At 57.1% G+C, this 22,289-nt stretch carries 19 protein-coding genes and 2 pseudogenes; 9 read left to right on the forward strand and 12 right to left on the reverse strand.

Going from position 1 to position 22,289, the window contains the following annotated elements; translation table 11 throughout:
- Nucleotides 1-748, forward strand: a 748-nt coding sequence (locus ACRDD5_RS14255; protein WP_438677113.1) for an MFS transporter, incomplete at its 5' end; no start/stop codon positions are given.
- A 50-nt stretch (nt 749-798) separates the two neighbouring features.
- Here ACRDD5_RS14255 and ACRDD5_RS14260 read toward each other — a convergent pair.
- Complete coding sequence (locus ACRDD5_RS14260; RefSeq protein WP_271284042.1) at nt 799-1,995, reverse strand: MFS transporter; 1,197 nt, start codon at nt 1,993-1,995, stop codon at nt 799-801.
- Nucleotides 1,996-2,110: 115 nt separating this feature from the next.
- On the opposite strand from ACRDD5_RS14260, the gene ACRDD5_RS14265 reads away from it, so the two are divergent.
- Nucleotides 2,111-3,067: a cupin domain-containing protein gene (locus tag ACRDD5_RS14265; protein WP_438677114.1), complete on the forward strand. Its 957-nt coding sequence runs from the start codon at nt 2,111-2,113 to the stop codon at nt 3,065-3,067.
- A 22-nt stretch (nt 3,068-3,089) separates the two neighbouring features.
- On the opposite strand, the gene ACRDD5_RS14270 is transcribed toward ACRDD5_RS14265, so the two are convergent.
- The 3 genes from ACRDD5_RS14270 to ACRDD5_RS14280 all read right to left on the reverse strand — a co-directional run bounded on the left by ACRDD5_RS14270 (nt 3,090) and on the right by ACRDD5_RS14280 (nt 6,744).
- Nucleotides 3,090-3,839 (reverse strand): phage antirepressor KilAC domain-containing protein, encoded by a 750-nt coding sequence (locus ACRDD5_RS14270; protein WP_271284040.1) that lies wholly within the window; start codon nt 3,837-3,839, stop codon nt 3,090-3,092.
- Nucleotides 3,840-3,979: 140 nt separating this feature from the next.
- On the reverse strand, nt 3,980-5,344 hold the full coding sequence (locus ACRDD5_RS14275; RefSeq protein WP_438677115.1) for a carbohydrate porin: 1,365 nt from the start codon (nt 5,342-5,344) through the stop codon (nt 3,980-3,982).
- Nucleotides 5,345-5,385: 41 nt separating this feature from the next.
- Entirely contained in the window at nt 5,386-6,744 is a 1,359-nt protein-coding gene (locus ACRDD5_RS14280) for a glycoside-pentoside-hexuronide (GPH):cation symporter (RefSeq protein ID WP_438677116.1), read from the reverse strand.
- Nucleotides 6,745-7,078: 334 nt separating this feature from the next.
- Between ACRDD5_RS14280 and ACRDD5_RS14285 the strand changes: the two genes are divergently transcribed.
- Nucleotides 7,079-8,764, forward strand: a complete 1,686-nt coding sequence (locus ACRDD5_RS14285; RefSeq protein ID WP_438677117.1) for an alpha,alpha-trehalase — start codon at nt 7,079-7,081, stop codon at nt 8,762-8,764.
- A 52-nt stretch (nt 8,765-8,816) separates the two neighbouring features.
- Here ACRDD5_RS14285 and ACRDD5_RS14290 read toward each other — a convergent pair whose 3' ends face one another.
- A complete protein-coding gene (locus ACRDD5_RS14290) occupies nt 8,817-9,071 on the reverse strand; it encodes a GlsB/YeaQ/YmgE family stress response membrane protein (protein ID WP_271284036.1) in 255 nt (84 codons plus the stop codon).
- Nucleotides 9,072-9,275: 204 nt separating this feature from the next.
- Here ACRDD5_RS14290 and ycgR point away from each other — a divergent pair, with 204 nt between their 5' ends.
- Nucleotides 9,276-10,007, forward strand: coding sequence for a flagellar brake protein YcgR (gene ycgR, locus ACRDD5_RS14295; RefSeq protein ID WP_438677118.1), 732 nt, complete (start codon nt 9,276-9,278; stop codon nt 10,005-10,007).
- Between the two features lie 36 nt (nt 10,008-10,043).
- Here ycgR and emtA read toward each other — a convergent pair whose 3' ends face one another.
- Entirely contained in the window at nt 10,044-10,655 is a 612-nt protein-coding gene (emtA, locus tag ACRDD5_RS14300) for a membrane-bound lytic murein transglycosylase EmtA (protein ID WP_271284034.1), read from the reverse strand.
- Nucleotides 10,656-10,768: 113 nt separating this feature from the next.
- Here emtA and ldcA point away from each other — a divergent pair, with 113 nt between their 5' ends.
- Nucleotides 10,769-11,683: a muramoyltetrapeptide carboxypeptidase gene (ldcA, locus tag ACRDD5_RS14305; protein WP_438677119.1), complete on the forward strand. Its 915-nt coding sequence runs from the start codon at nt 10,769-10,771 to the stop codon at nt 11,681-11,683.
- A 97-nt stretch (nt 11,684-11,780) separates the two neighbouring features.
- Nucleotides 11,781-13,448, forward strand: a pseudogene (locus ACRDD5_RS14310) (potassium/proton antiporter); the annotation flags it as partial.
- On the opposite strand, the pseudogene ACRDD5_RS14315 reads toward ACRDD5_RS14310, so the two are convergent.
- From ACRDD5_RS14315 to ACRDD5_RS14325, 3 genes and pseudogenes are all read right to left on the reverse strand, one after another.
- Nucleotides 13,446-13,535 (reverse strand): annotated as a pseudogene (locus tag ACRDD5_RS14315) (hypothetical protein); the annotation flags it as partial. The pseudogenes ACRDD5_RS14310 and ACRDD5_RS14315 overlap by 3 nt on opposite strands.
- 67 nt (nt 13,536-13,602) lie before the next feature.
- A complete protein-coding gene (dadX, locus tag ACRDD5_RS14320; RefSeq protein WP_271284031.1) occupies nt 13,603-14,673 on the reverse strand; it encodes a catabolic alanine racemase DadX in 1,071 nt (356 codons plus the stop codon).
- 12 nt (nt 14,674-14,685) lie between these two features.
- Nucleotides 14,686-15,984 (reverse strand): D-amino acid dehydrogenase, encoded by a 1,299-nt coding sequence (locus tag ACRDD5_RS14325; RefSeq protein WP_438677120.1) that lies wholly within the window; start codon nt 15,982-15,984, stop codon nt 14,686-14,688.
- Between the two features lie 323 nt (nt 15,985-16,307).
- Here ACRDD5_RS14325 and ACRDD5_RS14330 point away from each other — a divergent pair, with 323 nt between their 5' ends.
- Complete coding sequence (locus ACRDD5_RS14330; RefSeq protein WP_271284029.1) at nt 16,308-17,840, forward strand: SpoVR family protein; 1,533 nt, start codon at nt 16,308-16,310, stop codon at nt 17,838-17,840.
- A gap of 67 nt (nt 17,841-17,907) precedes the next feature.
- Here ACRDD5_RS14330 and fadR read toward each other — a convergent pair whose 3' ends face one another.
- A complete protein-coding gene (gene fadR, locus ACRDD5_RS14335) occupies nt 17,908-18,627 on the reverse strand; it encodes a fatty acid metabolism transcriptional regulator FadR (RefSeq protein ID WP_271284028.1) in 720 nt (239 codons plus the stop codon).
- Nucleotides 18,628-18,825: 198 nt separating this feature from the next.
- Between fadR and nhaB the strand changes: the two genes are divergently transcribed.
- Nucleotides 18,826-20,364, forward strand: coding sequence for a sodium/proton antiporter NhaB (gene nhaB, locus ACRDD5_RS14340; RefSeq protein WP_438677121.1), 1,539 nt, complete (start codon nt 18,826-18,828; stop codon nt 20,362-20,364).
- A 143-nt stretch (nt 20,365-20,507) separates the two neighbouring features.
- Nucleotides 20,508-21,038, forward strand: coding sequence for a disulfide bond formation protein DsbB (gene dsbB / locus ACRDD5_RS14345; RefSeq protein WP_271284026.1), 531 nt, complete (start codon nt 20,508-20,510; stop codon nt 21,036-21,038).
- Nucleotides 21,039-21,077: 39 nt separating this feature from the next.
- Here dsbB and ACRDD5_RS14350 read toward each other — a convergent pair whose 3' ends face one another.
- Together ACRDD5_RS14350 and ACRDD5_RS14355 are read right to left on the reverse strand one after the other, a co-directional pair.
- Nucleotides 21,078-21,521, reverse strand: a complete 444-nt coding sequence (locus tag ACRDD5_RS14350) for a YcgN family cysteine cluster protein (RefSeq protein ID WP_271284025.1) — start codon at nt 21,519-21,521, stop codon at nt 21,078-21,080.
- 93 nt (nt 21,522-21,614) lie between these two features.
- Entirely contained in the window at nt 21,615-22,274 is a 660-nt protein-coding gene (locus ACRDD5_RS14355; protein ID WP_271284024.1) for a fumarylacetoacetate hydrolase family protein, read from the reverse strand.
- Nucleotides 22,275-22,289: the final 15 nt, after the last annotated feature.

Here is a 22,289-nt window from a genome sequence, read left to right on the forward strand (position 1 = left end):
CTTTGTGGTCTGGTTCTGGCTGGATGACAGCCCGTCGAAGGCGCGCTGGCTGACCGACGATGACAAAGCCTGTCTGAATGAGATGCTCGAGGCAGATCGCCTGAATGCCATCAGCACCCAGCAGCGGGAAAAAGCCACCCTGGTACCGACGCAGCGCAGCATGTTCCGCGAGCTGTTCACCCCGACGATCATGCTCTATACGCTGGCCTACTTCTGCCTGACCAACACCCTGAGCGCCCTGAGCGTCTGGACGCCGCTGATCCTGCGCAGTTTCAACCAGGAGAGCAGCAACGTGACCATCGGCTTGCTAAGCGCCATTCCGCAGGTGTGTACCATCGTGGCGATGGTGTGGTGGAGTAAGCGTTCAGATAAGTACAACGAGCGTAAGATCCATACCCTGCTGCCGTACCTGTTTGCCGCTGCGGGCTGGATCCTGACCGCTTCCAGCCGCGATCCGATGCTGCAGTTCACCGGGATTATCATGGCCTCGGCCGGTGCCTTTGCGGCAATGGTGATTTTCTGGACCACGCCTGACCGCGCCATCTCGCTGCGCGCCCGTGCGCTGGGGATTGCGGTGATCAACGCCACCGGGATGACCGGTGCCGCGCTGGGTCCGCTGCTGATGGGCTGGATGAAGGATGTCACCGGCAACTTTAACGCTGGGATCTTTATGGTGGCCGGGTTCCTGGTGCTGGGCGCGGTGGTGATTGCATTGATTCCGATGCAGAAGCCCGAACCGCAGTCGTAATGGTATGAACGTTTAAGCCCGGAACGGCAGCGCTGTTCCGGGTTTTTTTGTTATTCGGACACTACCGGTTTGACCCGCACCCCAGCCAGTACCATCACCATCGCCGCCACCAGCAACACGCCGCTGGCGGTAAATACTCCACTGGCACCGTTAAGATCGAACACTGCTCCGCCCCCTGCCGCGCCGGCGCTGATCGCCAGTTGAATCGACGCAACCATCAAGCCACCCGCACTTTCGGCCTCGTCAGTGACGGTGGTCGCCAGCCAGGTTGACCAGCCCACCGGCACCAGCCCAAAGGCGAAGCCCCAAAGGGTGACCAGCAGACCGTCGACCATCGCCAGATGACCAAAGGCTACCATCAGCAGCGCGAGGATCCCCATTGCGAACGGTACCAGTGCCAGGGTCAGACGCAGATTGCGCGCCAGCAGATGCCCGGCAATCGAAGTGCCAACAAAGTTCGCCACGCCAAAGCCGAGCAAAATCAGCGAGACGGTCTCGACGTTCGCCTGCCCCACCGTCTCAAGGAACGGCCGCAGGTAGGTAAAGAAGGCAAAGTGACCGCTGAAAATCAGGATTGTCGCCAGCAGACCGCCCATCATCCCCGGACGGCGCAGCACCCGCACCAGCGTGCGCAGGCTGCCGCTGTTCTCCGGGCGCATCGACGGCAGAACCCACAGCTGCCACACCAGCGCCAGCAGGCTCGGGATGACGCAGAGCAGAAACACGTTGCGCCAGCCGATCAGGCTGCCGAGATAGCTCCCCAGTGGAGCCGCCACCACGGTGGCAATCGACACGCCGGAGAAGATAATCGCCAGTGCTTTTGGCACATCGCTGGCGGGCACCAGCCGCATGGCGGTGGCGGTGGACATCGCCCAGAAGCCGCCAATCGCCACACCCAGCAATAAGCGCCCCATCAGCAGCACGTGCAGCGACGGGGCGAAGGCCACCATCAGGCTGGAGACGATCTGCAGCACCGAGAAGAACATCAGTACCCAGCGACGATCGATACTTTTAGTGGCGGAGGTGATCAGCAGGCCGGTGACCAGCGCCACCAGCGCGGTGGCGGTGACCGATTGCCCGGCGACGCCCTCGCTGACGCCAAGACTTTCGGCCATTGGCGTCAGCAGGCTGGCGGGTAAAAACTCGGCGATGATAAGGCCGAACACCCCCAGCCCCAGCGACCAGACCGCGCGCCAGGCGGGGACAATAGGCGCGCTGGCCTCGTTTGCGCTGATGGATGAATTCATCTGTTACTCTCCGGTTATTAATATGTGACGTATGTCGCAAATCATAGGAAGTTCCCCGCAGACGATCTATGACATATAATCTCCAATTATTGATTAATCGTCCGGGAATCCCGTAATGCCCCTCCAGCCCCCTGATATGATCAGCGAATTACTGCGCGGCATGCGCCTGTCGGGTGTCAGATACCGACGGATTGTCGCCAGCGCGCCGTTTGGCGTGGCCTTTGGCTTTGCCCCCGGTAAGGCCCAGTTTCACTTTGTCAGCCGTGGCCCGGCGGTACTGCGCATGCGCAGCGGGGCGCGCTTTGCGCTCAACAGCGGCGATGCGTTGTTTATCCCCAACGGCGATCCCCATGACCTGCTCTCAGACGACAATGCGACGGTAATACCGGTGACGGCTTTTCCGAGCGAGCCGATCTGCAACACGGTGTGTGATATTCACTGCGAGCCCTGTCCAGACAGCGACAATGTAGTGATATTCAGTGGATGTATGGATTTCGAGCTGGGTGGGATGCAGCCGCTGATCAAAGCGATGCCGGAAGTGATGATGGTGAGTCGCCTGATGTCCACCTGGCCGGAGATCCACCCGCTTCTCGCCGCTATGGAGCGGGAATCGATGGCGCGGCAGGTCGGTTTTGCCGGGATCCTCGCCCGGCTTGCCGACGTGGTGGCGGCGCTGATCGTGCGCGGCTGGGTCGAGGCGGGCTGCGGCAAAGCCACCGGATGGGTGCAGGTGCTGCGCGACCCGCGCCTGAGCCGGGCGATTTACGCCATGCATCAGCAGCCGGGGGTAAACTGGAGCGTGGCGGAACTGGCCAAAGAGGCGGGCACCTCGCGGTCGGTGTTTGCCGAGCGCTTTCTCTCCGCTACCGGCACGACCCCGGCGAAATACCTCAGCGAGCTGCGGATGCGGCTGGCGATTCAGTATATCGGCCAGGAAAATCTGCCGATCGAAACCGTGGCCCTGCGCCTCGGCTACGGTTCGCTGGCGGCCTTCAGCCGGGCGTTTAAGCGGATTGTCGGCCAGTCGCCGGGCGCGCTGCGGGAAGCCATCCAGACCCCAGAGGAAGTTTGACCGGCCTGTTCAGATGAGAAATCTACAGCCAGCTCTGCGGCGAGGCGGCTCCCTCGCTGCGTTCCGTACGGGGCATCTCAATGGCCAGCGATGACAGGTGTTTAGCCCACAGGTCAGCCACCCATTTCACGCCACGCGCGGTAAAACGCGCCTGGGACCAGGTGCGCTGGTTATCACCCACGCCGCTGTGCAGAGTAAAATATCCCGCCTCGATGTGGTGTGCGGGCGGAACCAGCGCCCCGCCGACGCGCTGCATGATGTTGCGCGCCAGCAAGAACGCCCGAAACTCGGGCTCTTTGGCTTTAAAGGTTTTACAGAGCTGACGAAAACCCAGCGACTCATTCACCTTGACGAACTGGTCAAAAAACGCCGCCTTTGGCGCGCACAGGGCCAGCTGTTCCTCTGCCCGCTGGCGTTTTTCATACTGCTCGGCCCAGGCACGTGCCGCCACCGCCGGGTTGGTGAAGTCAGGGATATTGACGTTTCGCTCACGCTCCTGCCAGCAATCCAGCATCGCGGCCGTAAAGCCCGGAGAGAGACGTGAAACGGTCAGCAGGGAGTCCCGTTTGTTCAGCAAAAACTCCTGCCACGTTTCACCTTCACGCTCATACGCACGGGCCGTTACCGGCTGCGAAAGACGCTGCGCCGTTTCCAGGCTTGTGACCATGCGCTTCACCTCGGCATGGGCAATACCGGTCATCTTCGCGATTTCGCGGCTGCTGATGGTGGTGAGCAGGTCGTGGGACTGGACGTTTTCAACAGGAATTACCATAGGTTTCACCCCTCATTGATACATTACGCGGGTAATTTGCTCTTATAGTATACAAATACCTGTTTAAATATCCAGTATAATTTTTAGACTGACTCACGGGAAGCCCGCCAGACCCCGCAGGAGGCCTGGCAGGCGTTCGGTCAGAAATAATATTTGAAGCGGACGCGCCCCCCGTAGCGGGAATCGGTGTCGTTGTTGCCGTCTGTCGGATGCGCATCAACCCAGGAGGCGTAGGCCCCGAGGTAGATATTGAAGTTTTTCATCTTCATGACGTTGGGGATCAGGTACGACGCATGCAGGGTGTGGATGTCGTATTCGCCCGGATCGGTTATCCAGCAGTCGCCGTCGCAGTCATCATTCAGCCCGGCAGTGTTGAATTTATCGACCTCGTTGTGCGCATAGATATAGCCCAGCTCGAGGTTTTTCCACAGGCCGTTAAACCCGGCACTGAAGTCAGTTTCGTCGCTGGCGTCAAGATACGCGGTGTTAAGGTTCAGCACCATGCCGTTATCCGGATCGTTTTTTTGCCCGTTCCAGGTCATCGTCAGACCGTAGCCGGTGCGATCGGACTGATCGACCCACTGACCGGCGGCGTCGCGGTAGCCGTAGGCGTTATTGACCAGGTTGCTCTCCATCGCCAGCGCGCTGGAGAAGCGCCCGCTTGACCAGGCGATAACCGGGCGCACGTAGGCCACATTTTTGTCGTTATCAAGCGTCATGCCGTGATACTGCTTATCGACGAACAGCGAACTGCCGTTTTCCAGCAGGGTATTGACTTCAAAGTACCAGTTATCGAGATTTTTACTCAGCAGGAAGTTGCCGCCGCTGTCGCTGCGCCCGCGTCCTTCTTTCATCATATAGATGTAGCCGTAACCGTCGCTGTAGAGGTCGTTGGCGGTGTTGCCGGAATACTCAACAAAGGTATCCTGGTTGAGCGGGAACATGTCGTAGGCCTCGAAGCGCCCGACTTTGATTTTCCAGTCGTTTTCCTGGCCGAAGAAAAAGGCCGCATCATCGAGATTCATCTTGCCGGTGAGATCCGCCAGCGGCTGCACCGAGAACCCGGCAAACTGGCCGTTGTCCATCCGCCGGTAGCCGTCAAAGCCCAGCAGCAGGCGGCCATTGATATCCCAGCGTTCGTTATTCGACGGAGCCCAGTCCTTGTTGGCGCTGGTTTTCATGGAGGTGAGGCTGCCGCTGCGGCTGGCGGCGTCCATGTTAAATTCCACGTCGCCATAGAAGCGGATATCGCCGTAGCCGGAGAGGGTCAGCTTCGGTGCCGGAGCGGTAACCGGTTCGGCGGACTCCACGCTCACGGCGGTCGGACGCTGTACCTGCTGTAAATCGGCAATTTGCGCTTCAGCCTTTGCCGCCCGCGCTTCGGCGTTGGCTAGCCTTGCTTCGAGCTGGGCAAATTTCTCATCCACGCTCACTGTCTGCGTGGCAGCCAATAGCGAGGCCGGAAAACAGGCGCCGATCAGCAGCGCAAGAGTATTTATTCGCATAGATTCCATCCCATTTGTTTATCATTGGTTTCAGTAAATACTTACGGCCTGGCAAACTGGCCTTTATTTAAATCGCCCACCACGTTATTCATCACCTGCTCATCCAGGCGGTAGAATTTAATCGCAAAGGCGGTGAGCAGATAAAACAGTGAGGGAATAAGCGTAAACAGCCAGATAACGCCCTGTACCGCCTGCGGGGATTGCACGGTCGCGCTGGATTGATATTCAAACCCGGCTAATACCCATCCCAAAATAGCGCCGCCTACCGCTACCCCTAATTTAATAACAAAAATATTGGCCGCGACGTTCATACCGGTAATACGGCGCTGGGTTTTCCACTCACCATAATTATTGGCGTCGGTGATCATCGACCACTGCAGGGCGCCATTTCCGCCCTGAACCAGCTGGATCAGGAAATGGGCCGCCAGCGGGATCAACCAGTATTGCACCGGCAACCAGAAGCAGATAATCCCCAGCACGGCGTTAAGCAGGTTTACCCAGAACGAGACTTTAATTTTACAAAAGCGCGTGCCCAGCGGCTGAGCCAGCACCGACCCGAGCATTGAGGCGATCATCCCGCCGAGCATAAACAGCGAGATAATATCGGTTCCCTGTCTGAGGACGGTGTTGACGTAATAGACCACCGCGCCGCCGCGGATCACCACCGCTATCAGCATCGTAAAGTTGTAGACCGAGAGAATGCGCCACTGCTCGTTGCGAAAAAGGATCTTAACGTCGCGCACGATGTTCAGGTTCTCCTCTTTGATCGGCTGGACGCGCTCTTTGGTGGTGAAGAAGCAGACCACGAACATCAGGCAACCAATCACGCCAAAAATCCCCATCGCCACCTGGATACCGACGGCACGATCCTGTGGAAACAGGTAGTCCGCCAGCGGCAGAATGCAGGCCGTACCGAGCGCACCGCCGAGCGGAGTAATGGCAAAACGCCAGGACTGCAGGGAGAGGTTTTCCCGTGGGTCTGAGGTGACCGCCGCGCCCAGGGAGCAGTAAGGGATGTTGATGGCGGTGTACATCAGGGTCATAAAGATATAGGCCGCAACCGCATAAACGACTTTACCGCTGTCGGAAAACGACGGGATCGAGTAAACCAGCACACAGCTGACGGCAAACGGCACGCAGATGGCCAGCAGCCACGGACGAAAGCGGCCCCAGCGCGTGACGGTGGCGTCGGCAATGGCGCCCATTATCGGATCGGTAATGGCATCCAGTAGCCTGACCAGCAAGAACATGGTCCCCATCACTGCCGGCGGCAGACCGTAAATATCCGTATAAAAATAGGCAAGGATCGCCACTGATGAGTCAAATACAATATGGCTGGCAGCATCGCCGAGGCTGTATCCTATTTTCTCTTTTACCGTTAATTTTTCCGTTGTCGGCATATCACGTGTCTCCCTGTTATTTTCCGACCTACCTTGATCGTGCGCCGACATAATTCCCACAGGCACAGCAAGTGAATCTATTATGTTTTCTCGCAAAGGAGTTATGATTTTTTCTTTATGTGATCCACACGATTAGTTGTTATTTATCACATCAATGAATTCTTTTTATTCATATATTTAACGGCACTATTCCGGGTCAACAAAACGCAGCGGTAAATAATCTGGATTTGCGCAAAATGTCGCATCCAACACGCGAACTGGCGGAGTTTCGTCTAAGGTTTTCATGAGATTGATATCAGCGTTCACGCTGCTCAGTAAATAATGGAGAATAAGCATGACGAGTCCTCACCTGCACCCTACATTGCGGCTGGCGATTGGCAGTATGCTGCTTGGCGTTACTGCATTCAGCTATGCGGATGACCCGGCCAACGGTCAGACGCAGCCACCGGATATCCTGTTTGGTTCGCTGTTTAACGATGTGCAAAGCGCCAAACTGTTCCCGGATCAGAAGACGTTCGCCGATGCGGTACCGAAGAACGATCCGCAGACGATCCTCGCCGATTACCAGATGCAGCGTAAACAGTCCGGCTTCGACCTGCGGCGCTTTGTCGATGCCAACTTCACCCTGCCGGGTGAAGGCGAGAAGTATGTTCCCCCTGCCGGACAGAGCCTGCGCGCGCATATCGACGGCCTGTGGCCGGTGCTGACCCGCACCACCTCCAGCGCTGGAAAATGGGACTCGCTGCTGCCGCTGCCTAAACCCTATGTGGTGCCGGGCGGGCGTTTTCGCGAGGTCTATTACTGGGACAGTTACTTCACCATGCTGGGGCTTGCCGAGAGCGGGCACTGGGACAAAATCAGCGACATGGTGGACAATTTTGCCCACGAACTGGATGCCTGGGGCCATATCCCCAACGGCAACCGCAGCTATTACCTGAGCCGCTCCCAACCGCCATTCTTCTCCTTGATGGTTGAGCTGTTGGCCACCCACGACAGCGGTGCGCTGAAAAAATATCGCCCGCAGATGGAAAAAGAGTACGCCTACTGGATGGAGGGCGCCGATGCCCTGCAGCCCGGCCAGGCCAACAAGCGGGTGGTGAAGCTGGAGGATGGAGCAGTCCTCAACCGCTACTGGGACGACCGCGACACCCCGCGCCCGGAGTCATGGCTGGATGACATCACCACCGCTAAAAACAACCCGGCTCGCCCGGCTGCGGAGATCTATCGCGATCTGCGATCTGCCGCCGCGTCCGGCTGGGACTTTAGCTCACGCTGGATGGACGATCCGAAAAAACTGGGCACGATCCGCACCACCAGCATCGTGCCGGTGGATCTGAACGCCCTGATGTTCAAGATGGAAAAACTGCTGGCGAAGGCCAGCCAGGACGCGGGCGACAGCGCGGCCGCCAGCCGCTATGAGACCCTGGCCACCGGGCGCCAGAAAGCGATGGAGAGCCACCTGTGGAATGACAAAGAGGGGTGGTACGCGGATTATGATCTGAAAACCAAACAGGTACGCAGTCAGCTTACCGCCGCGGCGCTGTTCCCGCTGTATGTCCACGCCGCAGCGCAGGATCGTGCCGATAAAGTGGCGACCGCCACCGCCGCGCAACTGCTGAAACCGGGCGGGATTGCTACCACCAACGTCAACAGCGGCCAGCAGTGGGATGCGCCAAACGGCTGGGCGCCGCTGCAGTGGGTCGCTGCCCAGGGGTTACAAAATTACGGTCATAAGAAAGTGGCAATGAATGTGACCTGGCGATTCCTGACCAACGTGCAGCACACCTACGATCGCGAGCAGAAGCTGGTGGAAAAATATGATGTGTCCAGCACCGGCACGGGCGGCGGCGGGGGTGAATATCCACTGCAGGATGGCTTTGGCTGGACCAACGGGGTGACGCTGAAGATGCTGGATATGATCTGTGCCGAGGAGAAACCGTGCGATAAGGTGCCGGCTACGCAGCCAGCGGCGAATGATGAACCGGTGGCGGAACCGACGCATAAAAGCGTTGGACAGTAGGTTTTAAAAGCCCAAAAAAACGGCTCTTTTACAAGAGCCGTTTTCACGTTTGTCAGGCGCGTCGTACCAGCCTGTAGATGGCAAGCACCACAATGGCACCAACCACAGCAACCAGAAAACTATGCAGGTTAAAACCCGATACACTGCCGCCGACGCCAAACATCGTTGCCAGCCAACCGCCGACAACTGCGCCGACGACCCCAAGGATACAGGTCACAATAAAGCCGCCCCCGTCGCGTCCTGGCATAATGAATTTCGCAATAACACCAGCAATAAGACCAAATACGATCCAGGCGATAATACCCATAGTGATGCCCTCTTGCAGAGTGAAGCTTGCGCGGAACACCAGTCTGCGCAAGTCATACAAGTATAGGCAATGGCGGCAAAACTATTTTTAGCTCACCCACTTAATTACGGCCCGGGCGTAAAAAATCACGGATTTGTATTAAGTTCTCGCGGAGGATGCCGATAACTCAACCACAGTTTGTCCAACATCGAGGAGCCCTGGGGCGTGAGTAATTACAGTGAGCAGTTCCTGAAAACTAATCCGCTGGCTGTGTTAGGTGTATTACGCGATCTGCAAAAACAGGATGTGCCCGTCCGTATCAACTGGGCAGGGAACCAGTTCATCAGCAAGATCCTCGACGCTACCCCGGAGCGGCTGGTAATGGATCTGGGCAGTCAGGAGTACGAAAACCGCGCCGTATTGCGGGCAGAGAATATCTCTGTGACCGCCGATACCCAGGGCGCCAAAGTGGAGTTTGAGTTACCCCGCCTGGAACAGGGTAATTATCAGTCGCTTCCTGCCTTTATTACCCCTTTACCGACGTCGGTATGGTGTATTCAGCGACGCGAATACTTCCGTATCAGCGCCCCGCTGCACCCGGCCTACTTCTGCAAGGCCAAAATGCCCGATAAAAGTGTGATCCGTTTTCGCCTCCATGACCTGTCGCTGGGCGGGATGGGTGCGCTGATGGATACCGCGAAGCCGGATGCGCTGGTGGAGGGGATGCGTTTCTCACAGATTGAACTGGATATGGGCGGCTGGGGTCGGTTCTTCTTTGACGCACAACTGATTACGGTCAGCGAACGGAAAGTGGTGGACAGCAAAAACGAAACCATTACCACCCCGCGTCTGAGCTTCCGTTTTCTGAATATTGGCCCGGGTCCGGAGCGCGAACTTCAGCGCATTATCTACTCGCTGGAACGTGAAGCGCGGGAACGCGCGAATAAAGTCCGTTAAATGCCGGGAGGCAGCATTGCGCGGCCTCCCGGTCGGTTACATGGCGTCCATCGCCTTCTGCACTTTCCAGATATAGCGCGGCGCCTGTGGAGACGGGTGGTTGTTAACCACATGGTCGAAGAACTCGTCTTTATCCATGTCGTTGATCTCAGCAATCGCCTTTTTACGATCTGACGAGAAGGTCCGCAACAGCGCCCCTGCCCCGTTCACATACGACACCACCAGCGCGTATTGCATCACCTCCGGGTCGTCGATCCCTTTCAGAATGCCATGCTCCAGAATGCTCAGGTAGGCGGTGCCCATCGAGATATTACGTTCCGGGTTTTTCAACTCGCTGGTGGACGGTTGCCCGCTCCAGCCCATGTGACGATACACTTCTTTTCCGGCAGTAGAGGCTTTTAACTGCATCAGGCCAACGGCGTTAGATTTGCTGACCAGGGTCGGGTTGCCACCAGACTCAACGGCAATAATGGCGGTGACCAGACGCGGACTGACCCCCCAGGCCTCACCGGCTTTTTCGCTGATCGGCATCCACTGCATTGCCCGCTTGACGGGAACGTCCGGGTTCCATGCCGGGTTTTTATAATCCTGCTTTGAACTGCAGCCTGCCAGCAGCACAATCAAAAAAGCAAACCATCTCAATTTCACGTCATCTATCCTTATGGCCAATCATCGCTGTCACCCTATCCTCCGCTTGATGAAGGACGCGCTCAGGCGGCATGATATATACATTTGGTTTTATAAGTCAGCAAGGAAATGCCATGTCTCAGTTTCATCTCGTCGCACCATCAGGTTACTGCATGAATCAGGAAGCGGCCCAGCGGGGCGTGCAGCGGTTACTGGCCGACGGACATCAGGTACAAAATCAGACGATTATACCCCGCCGTCAGCAGCGTTTTGCCGGAACGGAGGCGCAGCGGCTGATGGACATTAACGCCCTCGCCCGCCTGCCTGGCGCAAACCAGATCGTGATGGCGGTACGCGGGGGCTACGGTGCGGGTCGTCTGCTGGAGCAGATCAACTGGCAGGGGCTGGCCCAGCGTCAGCGCGAGCAGCCCCTGCTGATTTGCGGCCACAGCGACTTTACGGTGATCCAGCTTGGCCTCCTGGCCCTGCATAACGTCATCACCTTTAGCGGCCCGATGCTGGCAGGCAACTTCGGCGCCCCGGAGCTGAATGCCTTTACCGTCGACCACTTCTGGCGCGCCCTGCACAACAGCACCTACCGCGTCGAGTGGCAGGGCGACGGCCCGGATGCCGACTGCACCGGCCAGCTGTGGGGCGGGAACCTGGCGATGCTGGTGTCGCTGGTGGGCACCCGCTGGCTGCCCGCTATCGAAAACGGCATCCTGGTTCTGGAAGATATCAATGAGCACCCGTTCCGCGTTGAACGGATGCTGTTGCAGCTGCATCACGCGGGCATTCTTGAGCGGCAGAAAGCGATTGTGCTCGGCAGCTTTAGCGGAGCCGCCTCCAACGATTACGACGCCGGGTACGACCTCGCAACCATGATCGATTACCTGCGCACCCGGGTATCCGTGCCAATTATCAGCAGCCTCGATTATGGTCATGAACAGCAGACGGTGACCCTGCCGCTCGGCGCCCAGGCGAGGCTCGAGCATAATGTCAACGGCGCCCGGTTAACGCTGAGCGGACATCCCACAATAAACAGGTAAAAAAAGCCGCTTAAGCGCCTCAATTAAACGCTGTGAGTGTCGTTAATATGGTAGGGTTTTACTAACAGTCACAGCGTCAGGCGGGAGTAAGCAAACATTGGATGCAGCAGCAATTATCAGTCTTTTTATCCTGGGTTCAGTACTTGTAACCTGTAGTATTTTATTGAGTTCATTTTCATCTCGTCTTGGCATCCCCATTCTGGTTATTTTCCTCGCAATCGGCATGCTGGCGGGCATTGACGGCGTCGGCGGGATCCCGTTCGATAATTACCCGTTTGCCTACATGGTCAGTAACCTCGCGCTGGCGGTGATCCTGCTGGACGGCGGTATGCGCACCCAGGCCAGTTCGTTTCGCGTGGCGCTGGGTCCGGCCCTGTCGCTGGCGACGGTGGGGGTACTGATCACCTCCGGCCTGACCGGGATGATGGCGGCGTGGCTATTTCACCTGAATATCATGGAAGGGCTGCTGATTGGCGCGATTGTCGGGTCCACCGATGCCGCCGCCGTGTTTTCACTGCTGGGGGGTAAGGGTCTCAACGAACGCGTTGGCTCGACGCTGGAGATTGAATCCGGCAGCAACGATCCGATGGCGGTGTTTCTCACCATCACCCTGATAGAGATGATTCAGCAGCACGAGACCAGTCTGAGCTGGATATTCGCCTGGCATATCATTCAGCAGTTTGGGCTGGGGATCCTGATTGGCCTTTCCGGCGGCTACTTGCTGCTGCAAATGATTAACCGCATCTCGCTGCCTGCGGGGCTGTACCCGCTGCTGGCATTGAGCGGTGGGATTTTGATTTTTGCCCTGACCACCGCCCTGGACGGCAGCGGCATTCTGGCTGTCTACCTGTGCGGTTTTCTGCTGGGGAACCGTCCGATCCGCAACCGCTTTGGCATTCTGCAAAACTTCGACGGTCTGGCCTGGCTGGCGCAGATTGGCATGTTCCTGGTGCTCGGCCTGCTGGTGACGCCATCGGATCTGCTGCCGATTGCCGTGCCGGCGCTGCTGCTGTCGCTGTGGATGATTTTCATTGCCCGTCCGCTCTCGGTGTTTGCCGGGCTGCTGCCGTTTAAAGGGTTTAACCTGCGCGAGCGCGTGTTTATCAGCTGGGTGGGCCTGCGCGGTGCGGTGCCAATTATCCTCGCGGTATTCCCGATGATGGCCGGGCTGGATAATTCGCGGCTGTTCTTCAACGTGGCGTTCTTCGTGGTGCTGGTGTCGCTGCTTTTCCAGGGCACGTCCCTCTCGTGGGCGGCGAAAAAGGCCAAAGTGGTGATCCCACCGGTGGGCTGGCCGGTCTCCCGCGTCGGGCTGGATATTCACCCTGAAAATCCGTGGGAGCAGTTTGTCTACCAGCTCAGCGCCGATAAATGGTGCGTAGGGGCGTCGCTGCGCGACCTGCATATGCCTGATGAGACGCGCATTGCCGCGCTGTTTCGCGATAACGCCCTACTGCACCCGACCGGGAGTACGCGCCTGCGTGAAGGCGATATTCTGTGCGTGATTGGCCGCGAGCGCGACCTGCCTGCGCTCGGCAAGCTGTTCAGCCAGTCGCCACCGGTGGCGCTGGATCAGCGCTTCTTTGGCGACTTTATTCTGGAAGCCAGCGCCAAATTTGCCGACGTGGCCTTGATTTACGGCCTGGACGAGGGGCTGGAGTATCGTGATAAGCAGCAGACGCTGGGTGAGATTATCCAGCAGCTGCTGGGTGCGGCACCGGTGGTCGGTGACCAGGTAGAGTTTGCCGGGATGATCTGGACGGTGGCTGAGAAAGAGGACAATGCGGTGCTGAAAGTGGGTGTACGCGTGGCGGAAGACGCCGAGGAGTAAGCTGCGGCCTGATGCCCTCACCCCACCCCTCTCCCACCGGGAGAGGGCGCAAAGACTAAAAACGGTAACAGGCGTTACCGTTTTACTTTTATATCGTAACCACTGGCACCCTTGGGGCTAACGCGGTTAACAACTCATACCCAATGGTGCCTGCCGCTGCGGCGACATCATCTACTTTGACCTCGTTGCCCCACAGCTCAACCGGCGAGCCGATCCCAGCCTGCGGACACGGGGTTAAATCGATAGCCAGCATATCCATCGACACCGTTCCCACCGTGCCGGTGCGTACGCCATCAACCCATACCGGGGTGCCAGAGGGTGCCACGCGCGGATAGCCGTCGGCATAACCGCCAGCAACAATGCCGATCCGCTGTTCGCCGGACGCCCGATAGCGGCTGCCATAGCCAACGGTATCACCCGCCTTCAGGGTCTGGATACCGATGATTTCACTGCGCAAGGTCATTACTGGCCTCAGGCCACTGTTGGCGATATCCTGCCACTGCCCGGAAGGCGACGCGCCGTACAGAATGATCCCCGGACGCACCCAGTCAAAATGTGCCTCCGGATGCCAGAGCGTGGCTGCCGAGTTAGACAGCGAGCGCGAGCAATCCAGCCCCTCCGCCGCCTGTTCAATACGCAGCATCGGCTCGACAATACCGTCCGGCTGCTCGGCATCGGCAAAATGCGCCATCAGGGTCATCTCGCCCACGTTTTTAAGCGCCCGTAACTGCTGCCAGACGCTATGCACGCGTTCCGGCTGAAACCCGAGGCGGTTCATGCCGCTGTTGACCTTCAGGTAGATATCGAGCGGGGCGTGCAGCTTCGCGTTCTGTAGGGCCTTGATCTGCCAGTTGCTGTGCACGCTGGTGGTCAGGCGGTACTTATCAAGCAGCGGCAGTTCGTCGCTGTTAAAAAAGCCCTCAAGCATCAGAACAGGCCCTTTCCAGCCGCGCTCGCGCAGCAGGATCGCCTCTTCAAGATTGAGCAGCGCAAAACCATCGGTCGCACCTAATGCACTCCAGATACGATCCAGACCGTGACCATAGGCGTTGGCCTTGACCACCGACCAGATGCGGGACGCGGGCGCAGCGCGCCGGACAATTTGCAGGTTATGTTTCAGGGCCTGCAGATCCAGCTGAGCCTGAACGGGACGGGACATGACGACTCCTTGTTAGTTATGCGCGCCGTGTAAATGCTGCGGACGTGACGGAGAGAAACCCGGACGGTAGCGCGCGACGCTGAGATCATCAAACGGAATGGCGGGCGTGCGTCCGGAGATCAAATCACTCAGCAGCTGTCCTGAACCGCAGGCCATCGTCCAGCCCAGGGTACCGTGCCCGGTATTGAGCCACAGGTTTTTGAACGGGGTCCGTCCAACCACCGGCGTGCCGTCCGGGGTCATCGGCCGCAGCCCGGTCCAGAAGGTCGCCTGTTCGATAAATCCCCCGCGCGGGAACAGATCGCCGACGACCATCTCCAGCGTTTCCCGGCGCGGTTGCAGCAGCTCAGTGTTAAAGCCGACGATTTCCGCCATTCCCCCCACGCGGATCCGATTGTTAAATCGGGTAATCGCGATTTTGTATGTTTCATCAAGGATAGTCGAAACCGGAGCGCCGCTGTCCTCTTTCACCGGGATGGTCAGGGAGTAACCTTTCAGCGGATAGACCGGAATATCCACAATGCCCTTCAGCATCGCCGTGGAATACGAGCCAAAGGCCATCACGTAGGCGTCGGCTTTGACCACTTCGTCGCCGCACTGCACGCCGTAGATGTTATCCCCTTCGTACAGCAGCTTATCGACCGGAGTGTTATAGCGGAATTTGACCCCGGCCTGGGCGGCCATCTGCGCCAGGTTCTGGGTAAACAGCTGACAGTCGCCGGTTTCATCGTTGGGCAGGCGCAGCCCGCCGGTCAGCTTGTGTGCCACCTCGGCCAGCGCCGGTTCGACCTGCGCCAACTGACTGGCTTCCAATAGCTGATAAGGCACGCCCGCGTCTTCGAGCACCGCGATATCGCGGGTGGCGTTTTCATACTGCTGCGCGGTGCGGAACAGCTGTAATGTGCCGCCCTGGCGGCCTTCGTACTGAATATCGGTGGACGCGCGAAGGGCTTTCAGGCAGTCGCGACTGTATTCAGCCAGACGCACCATCCGACCTTTATTTTCCATGTAGTGGCGAGTGTCGCAGTTGCGCAGCATCTGCCACATCCACTTTAGCTGGAACTGGGTGCCGTCAAGGCTAATCGCCAGCGGCGCATGACGCTGGAACATCCATTTAATTGCCTTCAGCGGCACGCCCGGTGCCGCCCAGGGTGCCGCGTAGCCCGGAGAAATTTGTCCGGCATTGGCTGCGCTGGTCTCCAGCGCCGGTCCCGGTTCGCGATCGATAACGGTCACCTCATGCCCGGCCTGACTTAAGTACCAGGCGCTGGTTACGCCAACGACGCCACTTCCCAGTATGACAACACGCATAGCCACTCCATTTATAAGCAAAAGAACAATCTTCTGATTACATATTGATAACCCAGCCGAAAATATTATTCAACATAGGCCTTTTTTATGGTGACTTATCTCACACCTTCCCCTGCATACGGGGTTGGGGCGTATTTGGGATCTCCTGCTGCGCGGCATTTTTAACCAGCAGATTATGCTGCGAGATAGCACTTTTTCGCTCACCGAAAAACGGGAAATCGCAAAGAAAAAAATAGCGCATCAGCACGCTTTTGATTGGCGTGTTCTATGCTTGAAATGAGGTTCTCCAGACAGAGAGAGCTACCCACAACGAGGGCGCGCTAATGGCTACATTTGACCCCATGGATAAGGACACCACCCGTCTGAGCGATGGACCCGACTGGACGTTCGAGCTGCTGGATACCTATCTGGCCGAAATTGACCGGGTAGCAAAAATCTACCGTCTGGACGCCTACCCCCACCAAATCGAAGTGATCACCTCCGAACAGATGATGGATGCTTACTCCAGCGTCGGAATGCCGATCAACTATACCCACTGGTCGTTTGGTAAAAAATTCATTGAAACCGAGCGGTTGTATAAGCACGGTCAACAGGGGCTGGCATACGAGATCGTTATTAACTCCAACCCGTGTATCGCCTACCTGATGGAAGAGAACACCATTACCATGCAGGCGCTGGTGATGGCGCACGCCTGCTACGGGCATAATTCGTTTTTCAAGAATAACTACCTGTTCCGCAGCTGGACCGATGCCAGTTCGATTGTCGATTACCTGATTTTCGCCCGCAACTACATCACCCAGTGCGAAGAGCGCTATGGGGTGGATGAGGTTGAAAAGCTGCTGGATTCGTGCCATGCGCTGATGAACTACGGCGTGGATCGCTACAAACGTCCGCAGAAAATCTCCCTGCAGGAGGAGAAAGCCCGGCAGAAAAGTCGCGAAGAGTATCTGCAGAGCCAGGTGAATACCCTGTGGCGCACTCTGCCGAAGCGTGAAGAAGAGAAAGCGGTTGTTGAAGCGCGGCGTTACCCTTCTGAGCCGCAGGAAAACCTGCTCTATTTTATGGAGAAAAACGCCCCGCTGCTGGAGCCGTGGCAGCGTGAGGTCCTGCGCATCGTGCGCAAGGTCAGCCAGTATTTCTATCCGCAAAAACAGACCCAGGTAATGAACGAAGGCTGGGCGACGTTCTGGCACTACACCATCCTCAACCATCTGTACGACGAGGGCAAAGTCAGCGAACGCTTTATGCTGGAGTTCCTGCACAGCCACACCAACGTGGTGTTCCAGCCCCCTTACAATAGCCCGTGGTACAGCGGCATTAACCCGTATGCTCTTGGCTTTGCCATGTTCCAGGACATCAAGCGTATTTGCCAGACGCCGACGGAAGAGGATAAATACTGGTTCCCGGATATCGCCGGTTCCGACTGGCTGGAGACGCTGCATTTTGCGATGCGCGACTTCAAAGACGAGAGCTTTATCAGCCAGTTCCTGTCGCCGAAAGTGATGCGTGATTTTCGCCTGTTTACGGTGCTGGATAACGATCACAACAACTATCTGGAGATTTCGGCGATCCACAATGAAGAGGGGTATCGCGAGATCCGCTCCCGGCTCTCCTCCCAGTACAACTTGAGTAATCTGGAGCCGAATATTCAGGTATGGAATGTGGATCTACGTGGGGATCGCTCCTTAACGCTGCGCTATATTCCGCACAATCGCGCCCCGCTGGATAAAGGGCGTAAAGAGGTGTTGAAGCATGTCCATCGGCTGTGGGGCTTTGATATTCTGCTGGAGCAGCAAAACGAAGACGGCAGCGTGGAGTTACTGGAGCGCTGCCCGGCTAAGAGCAATATGCTGTAGTATTATGACCGGGCGGCGCGTCGCTTAGCCGGCAAAAAAAAACCTCTCGAATGAGAGGTTTTTTATTTTAGCGACTGTGGATCGCCAGGTCGCCAGGCAGCGTTTTCTGCATCCGGTGCCAGATCTCGCCGCTGTCGTGACCGTAACGACGCACGGTTTCATAGACCTGGTCGTGCATCCCTTCGGCACAGAGTTCACTCAACTTATGGTAGAAACCAAGCGCCAGACTGCGGGCTTCCGGGTTGGCGAAGTAGTGACGACCGATGCGGGTATACAGCCCTTTCATCCCGTTGAGGATCAGGCCGTAGATTGGGTTGCCGGAGGCAAACGCCAGCCCGCGGAAGACGTTGTAGTCCAGCAGCGCAAACGCATCTGCGTGGTCTTCCACCGCCGTGGCGCGGGCGAGCACTTCCAGCGCTTTATCCGGGTGCTGGCGAAATGCAGTGCGGATAAAGATGGTAGCAATGTTGGTGCGCACGGAGAGCAGGTTATCAATCAGCTGCGGCACGCTTTCATGATCGAGACGTGCCAGCGTTTCGAGAATATTCAGACCCGACGTTTCCCAGAAGTTATTCACTTTGGTCGGTTTGCCGTGTTGGATTGTCAACCAGCCATCGCGCGCCAGACGCTGTAACACTTCGCGTAAGGTGGTGCGGGTGACGCCAATCAGTTCAGAGAGTTCGCGTTCTGCGGGAAGAATCGAGCCTGGAGCGAAACGGTTATTCCAGATGCTTTCGATAATATACTCTTCAGCGAAACCCGCCGGGCTTTGCGCCTTTATGACCATAGTGAGTTGTCCATTCCACTGCTTTTTACAAAATTTACTCATCATACCAGAGGCAGGCTGAGGCAGATAGCGCAGCAAGCTGAGAAAAGGGGATCGCCGTTTTATTTTTATTATTTAAAAAACATCGTTGCCGCCCCTTACCGGGTAAGCTTTGGATATACTTAGGGCGTAATAATCTGACGGACAGGGAAATTTGTTGTGGAAATGTCTTACGGTCGCGCGCTATGGCGCAATTTTTTAGGTCAGTCGCCTGACTGGTACAAAATCACTCTTATTGCTTTTCTGGTTGTTAACCCACTCCTCTTTCTCGTTGATCCTTTTGTCGCAGGCTGGCTGCTGGTCGCGGAGTTTATCTTCACCCTGGCGATGGCGTTAAAATGTTACCCGCTGCTGCCGGGCGGCCTGCTTGCCTTTGAAGCGGTGGTAATAGGCATGACCAGCGCGGAACATGTGAAAGAAGAGCTGGCGGCTAACCTCGAAGTGCTCCTGCTGCTGATGTTTATGGTGGCCGGGATCTACTTTATGAAGCAGCTGCTGCTGTTTATCTTTACCCGTCTGCTGTTGAGCATTCCGTCTAAAACCCTGCTTTCGCTGGCCTTCTGCCTGGCGGCAGCGTTTCTGTCGGCCTTTCTCGATGCCCTGACCGTGGTGGCGGTGGTGATTAGCGTGGCCGTCGGGTTTTACGGTATTTATCATCGGGTGGCCTCTTCACAGCCGGAAAATGCGCTGCAGGACGACAGCCATGTCGATGCCCAGCAGCGCGCGGTGCTGGATCAGTTCCGTGCCTTCTTGCGCAGTCTGATGATGCACGCGGGCGTGGGTACCGCACTCGGCGGGGTGATGACCATGGTCGGCGAGCCGCAGAACCTGATTATCGCCAAGGCCGCAGGCTGGGGGTTTAGCGACTTTTTCCTGCGGGTGGCACCAGTGAGCGTGCCGGTACTGGTGTGCGGGTTGTTTACCTGCTGGCTGGTAGAAAAACGCCAGTGGTTTGGCTACGGTACGCTTCTTCCGGTTCAGGTTCGCGAGGTGCTGCATGCCTTTGACGAGCAAAGCCGCAGCCAGCGTACCCGCCAGCAGACGCTGGCGCTGATTTTCCAGGGCCTTATCGGCGCCTGGCTCATCTTTGCGCTGGCGTTTCATCTGGCGGAAGTGGGATTAATCGGCCTGTCGGTGATAATCCTCGCCACCTCGTTTACCGGCGTGACGGACGAGCATGCCATCGGCAAAGCCTTTACCGAAGCGCTGCCCTTCACCGCGCTGCTGGCGATCTTTTTCGCCATCGTGGCGGTGATTGTCGATCAACAGCTGTTTGCACCGATCATCCGCTACGTACTGCAGGCTGAACCCGATGCCCAGCTGTCGCTGTTCTATCTGTTTAACGGCCTGCTGTCGGCGATTTCTGATAACGTGTTTGTCGGCTCGGTGTACATCAATGAAGCCAAAACCGCTCTGCAGAATGGGGCGATCAGCCAGCAGCAGTTTGAACTGCTGGCAGTGGCGATCAACACCGGTACCAACCTGCCCTCCGTCGCCACGCCAAACGGCCAGGCGGCATTCCTGTTCCTGCTTACCTCTGCGCTGGCACCACTGATAAGGCTCTCTTATGGACGGATGGTGTGGATGGCGCTGCCCTATACGGTGGTTTTAACCGGGGTCGGCTTGCTGTGCGTCAAAATTACCCTTATTCCTTTAACACATTGGATGCTGCAGACGGGTATACTGACGTCGCTTTAAGTGCGTAAACCGGGCGGCTCGCTGCCCGGTGGCACTTTCCGAATGATAAATACGCGATTACGTTTTATTTTGCGCGCCGCAGGTGGCGCGCAAAATGTTTTCGTTTACACTGCGCTTTCTATGCATGTCCCAGGGAAATGATTATGTTGAGATTTTTGAACCAATGCTCGCGCGGTCGCGGAGCGTGGTTGCTGTTGGCCCTGACCGCTTTCGCTCTCGAAATGGTGGCATTGTGGTTCCAGCATGTGATGTTGCTGAAACCCTGCGTGCTTTGCATCTATGAACGCTGTGCGCTGTTCGGCGTGATGGGCGCAGGCCTGGTGGGTGCCATTGCCCCAAAATCCCCGCTGCGCTATGCGGGTATCGCTATCTGGCTGTACAGTGCCTGGAAAGGGATTGAGCTGGCCTGGGAGCATACGATGATGCAGCTGCACCCATCGCCGTTTATGACCTGTGATTTTGCCGCCCGCTTCCCAAGCTGGCTGCCGCTGGACAAATGGCTGCCGCAGGTGTTTGTCGCCTCAGGTGACTGCTCCGTGCGCCAGTGGGAGTTCCTGACGCTCGAGATGCCGCAGTGGCTGGTGGGTATTTTTGTCGCTTTCTTCGTGGTAGCCCTGCTGGTGCTGATTGCCCAGCCGTTCAAACCCAAAAAACGCGATCTGTTCGGGCGTTAATGTCCGGCAAATAAAAAACCTGCCGCGGCAGGTTTTTTTTTACGCGCGGGAAGGGTGATTCAGAATATGGTCTTCCCAGTCGCGCACCTCGGATTCCTTCACCGCAATATGGCGAACGGAAATGCGCTCACCGTGCATCGCCGCTTTCGACCCCGTCAGCAACGGATGCCAGTCCGGTAGCCCCTTTCCTTCCGCCAGCAGGCGATAGGCGCAGGTCGGCGGTAACCATTCAAAAGTCGGCAGATTTTCGCGGGTCAGCTTGATGCAGTCCGGCTCATACTCGAAGCGACGCTCGTAGTTACGGCACTGGCAGGTTTTGATGTTCAGCTGTTTACAGGCGACGTTGGTGAAGTAGATTTCGTCTGAGTCTTCATCCATCAGCTTATGCAGGCAGCACTGGCCGCAGCCGTCGCACAGCGATTCCCACTCGGCGTCGGTCATGGTCTCAAGTGTCTTGCTCTGCCAGAAAGGGATTTCGCTCATAAGAATGTCCACGCAACAAAAGAAAGCGCACCTTATAACCAGTCTGGCACCATGATGCAAGTTTTGCCGCCGGAAAGAGGCGGCAATAAGGGGTTACAGCACGCGGGTTTTCAGTGACAGGCCGTTAAAGGCCACTTCCAGCTCGTCGCCGCCGGACAGCGGGCCTACGCCTTCCGGGGTGCCGGTGAGGATCACATCACCCGGTTTGAGGGTAAAGAAACGGCTCATATAGGCGATCAGCGGCACGATCTTGTGGATCATGTCAGACGTTGAACCCTGCTGGCGCACTTCACCGTTAACCTTCAGGCTCAGGGGGGTGTTCTGCGGATCGTCTTTGAATTCTGACACCGGGATAAACCCGGAGATCGGGCAGGAATTATCAAAGCCTTTGGCTTTTTCCCACGGCTGGCCGGCTTTTTTCATTTTGCCCTGCAGGTCACGCAGGGTCAGGTCCAGTGCAACGCCATAACCGGCAATCGCCTTCTGCACATGCTCTTCTGAGGCCTGGCGCAGCGTGGCACCAATCAACACCGCCAGCTCCACTTCGTGGTGAACCGACCCCAGCCCCTGGGGTAGTACCAGCGGCTGGCGCAGATCGCACAGCGCGGTCTCAGGTTTAATGAACAGTACCGGCTCATCCGGAACCGCACTTCCCATTTCCTGAATATGCTTAGCATAATTACTGCCTACACAGACGACTTTACTTACTGGAAAATCCAGTAAGGCTCCTTGCCAGTTATGATGTTGATACATGTTAATCCCCTAAAA

It is taken from the genome of Silvania sp. (assembly GCF_051656365.1).
In the GTDB taxonomy this organism is placed as follows: Bacteria; Pseudomonadota; Gammaproteobacteria; order Enterobacterales; family Enterobacteriaceae; genus Enterobacter; species Enterobacter hatchlandensis.

What these genes read in the sequence shown, in the direction of transcription:
- ACRDD5_RS14260 (WP_271284042.1), bottom strand. Translation starts at nt 1,995, where the DNA reads ATGAATTCATCCATCAGCGCAAACGAGGCCAGCGCGCCTATTGTCCCC.
- ACRDD5_RS14265 (WP_438677114.1), top strand. Translation starts at nt 2,111, where the DNA reads ATGCCCCTCCAGCCCCCTGATATGATCAGCGAATTACTGCGCGGCATG.
- ACRDD5_RS14270 (WP_271284040.1), bottom strand. Translation starts at nt 3,839, where the DNA reads ATGGTAATTCCTGTTGAAAACGTCCAGTCCCACGACCTGCTCACCACC.
- ACRDD5_RS14275 (WP_438677115.1), bottom strand. Translation starts at nt 5,344, where the DNA reads ATGCGAATAAATACTCTTGCGCTGCTGATCGGCGCCTGTTTTCCGGCC.
- ACRDD5_RS14280 (WP_438677116.1), bottom strand. Translation starts at nt 6,744, where the DNA reads ATGCCGACAACGGAAAAATTAACGGTAAAAGAGAAAATAGGATACAGC.
- ACRDD5_RS14285 (WP_438677117.1), top strand. Translation starts at nt 7,079, where the DNA reads ATGACGAGTCCTCACCTGCACCCTACATTGCGGCTGGCGATTGGCAGT.
- ACRDD5_RS14290 (WP_271284036.1), bottom strand. Translation starts at nt 9,071, where the DNA reads ATGGGTATTATCGCCTGGATCGTATTTGGTCTTATTGCTGGTGTTATT.
- ldcA (WP_438677119.1), top strand. Translation starts at nt 10,769, where the DNA reads ATGTCTCAGTTTCATCTCGTCGCACCATCAGGTTACTGCATGAATCAG.
- dadX (WP_271284031.1), bottom strand. Translation starts at nt 14,673, where the DNA reads ATGTCCCGTCCCGTTCAGGCTCAGCTGGATCTGCAGGCCCTGAAACAT.
- ACRDD5_RS14325 (WP_438677120.1), bottom strand. Translation starts at nt 15,984, where the DNA reads ATGCGTGTTGTCATACTGGGAAGTGGCGTCGTTGGCGTAACCAGCGCC.
- ACRDD5_RS14330 (WP_271284029.1), top strand. Translation starts at nt 16,308, where the DNA reads ATGGCTACATTTGACCCCATGGATAAGGACACCACCCGTCTGAGCGAT.
- fadR (WP_271284028.1), bottom strand. Translation starts at nt 18,627, where the DNA reads ATGGTCATAAAGGCGCAAAGCCCGGCGGGTTTCGCTGAAGAGTATATT.
- dsbB (WP_271284026.1), top strand. Translation starts at nt 20,508, where the DNA reads ATGTTGAGATTTTTGAACCAATGCTCGCGCGGTCGCGGAGCGTGGTTG.
- ACRDD5_RS14350 (WP_271284025.1), bottom strand. Translation starts at nt 21,521, where the DNA reads ATGAGCGAAATCCCTTTCTGGCAGAGCAAGACACTTGAGACCATGACC.
- ACRDD5_RS14355 (WP_271284024.1), bottom strand. Translation starts at nt 22,274, where the DNA reads ATGTATCAACATCATAACTGGCAAGGAGCCTTACTGGATTTTCCAGTA.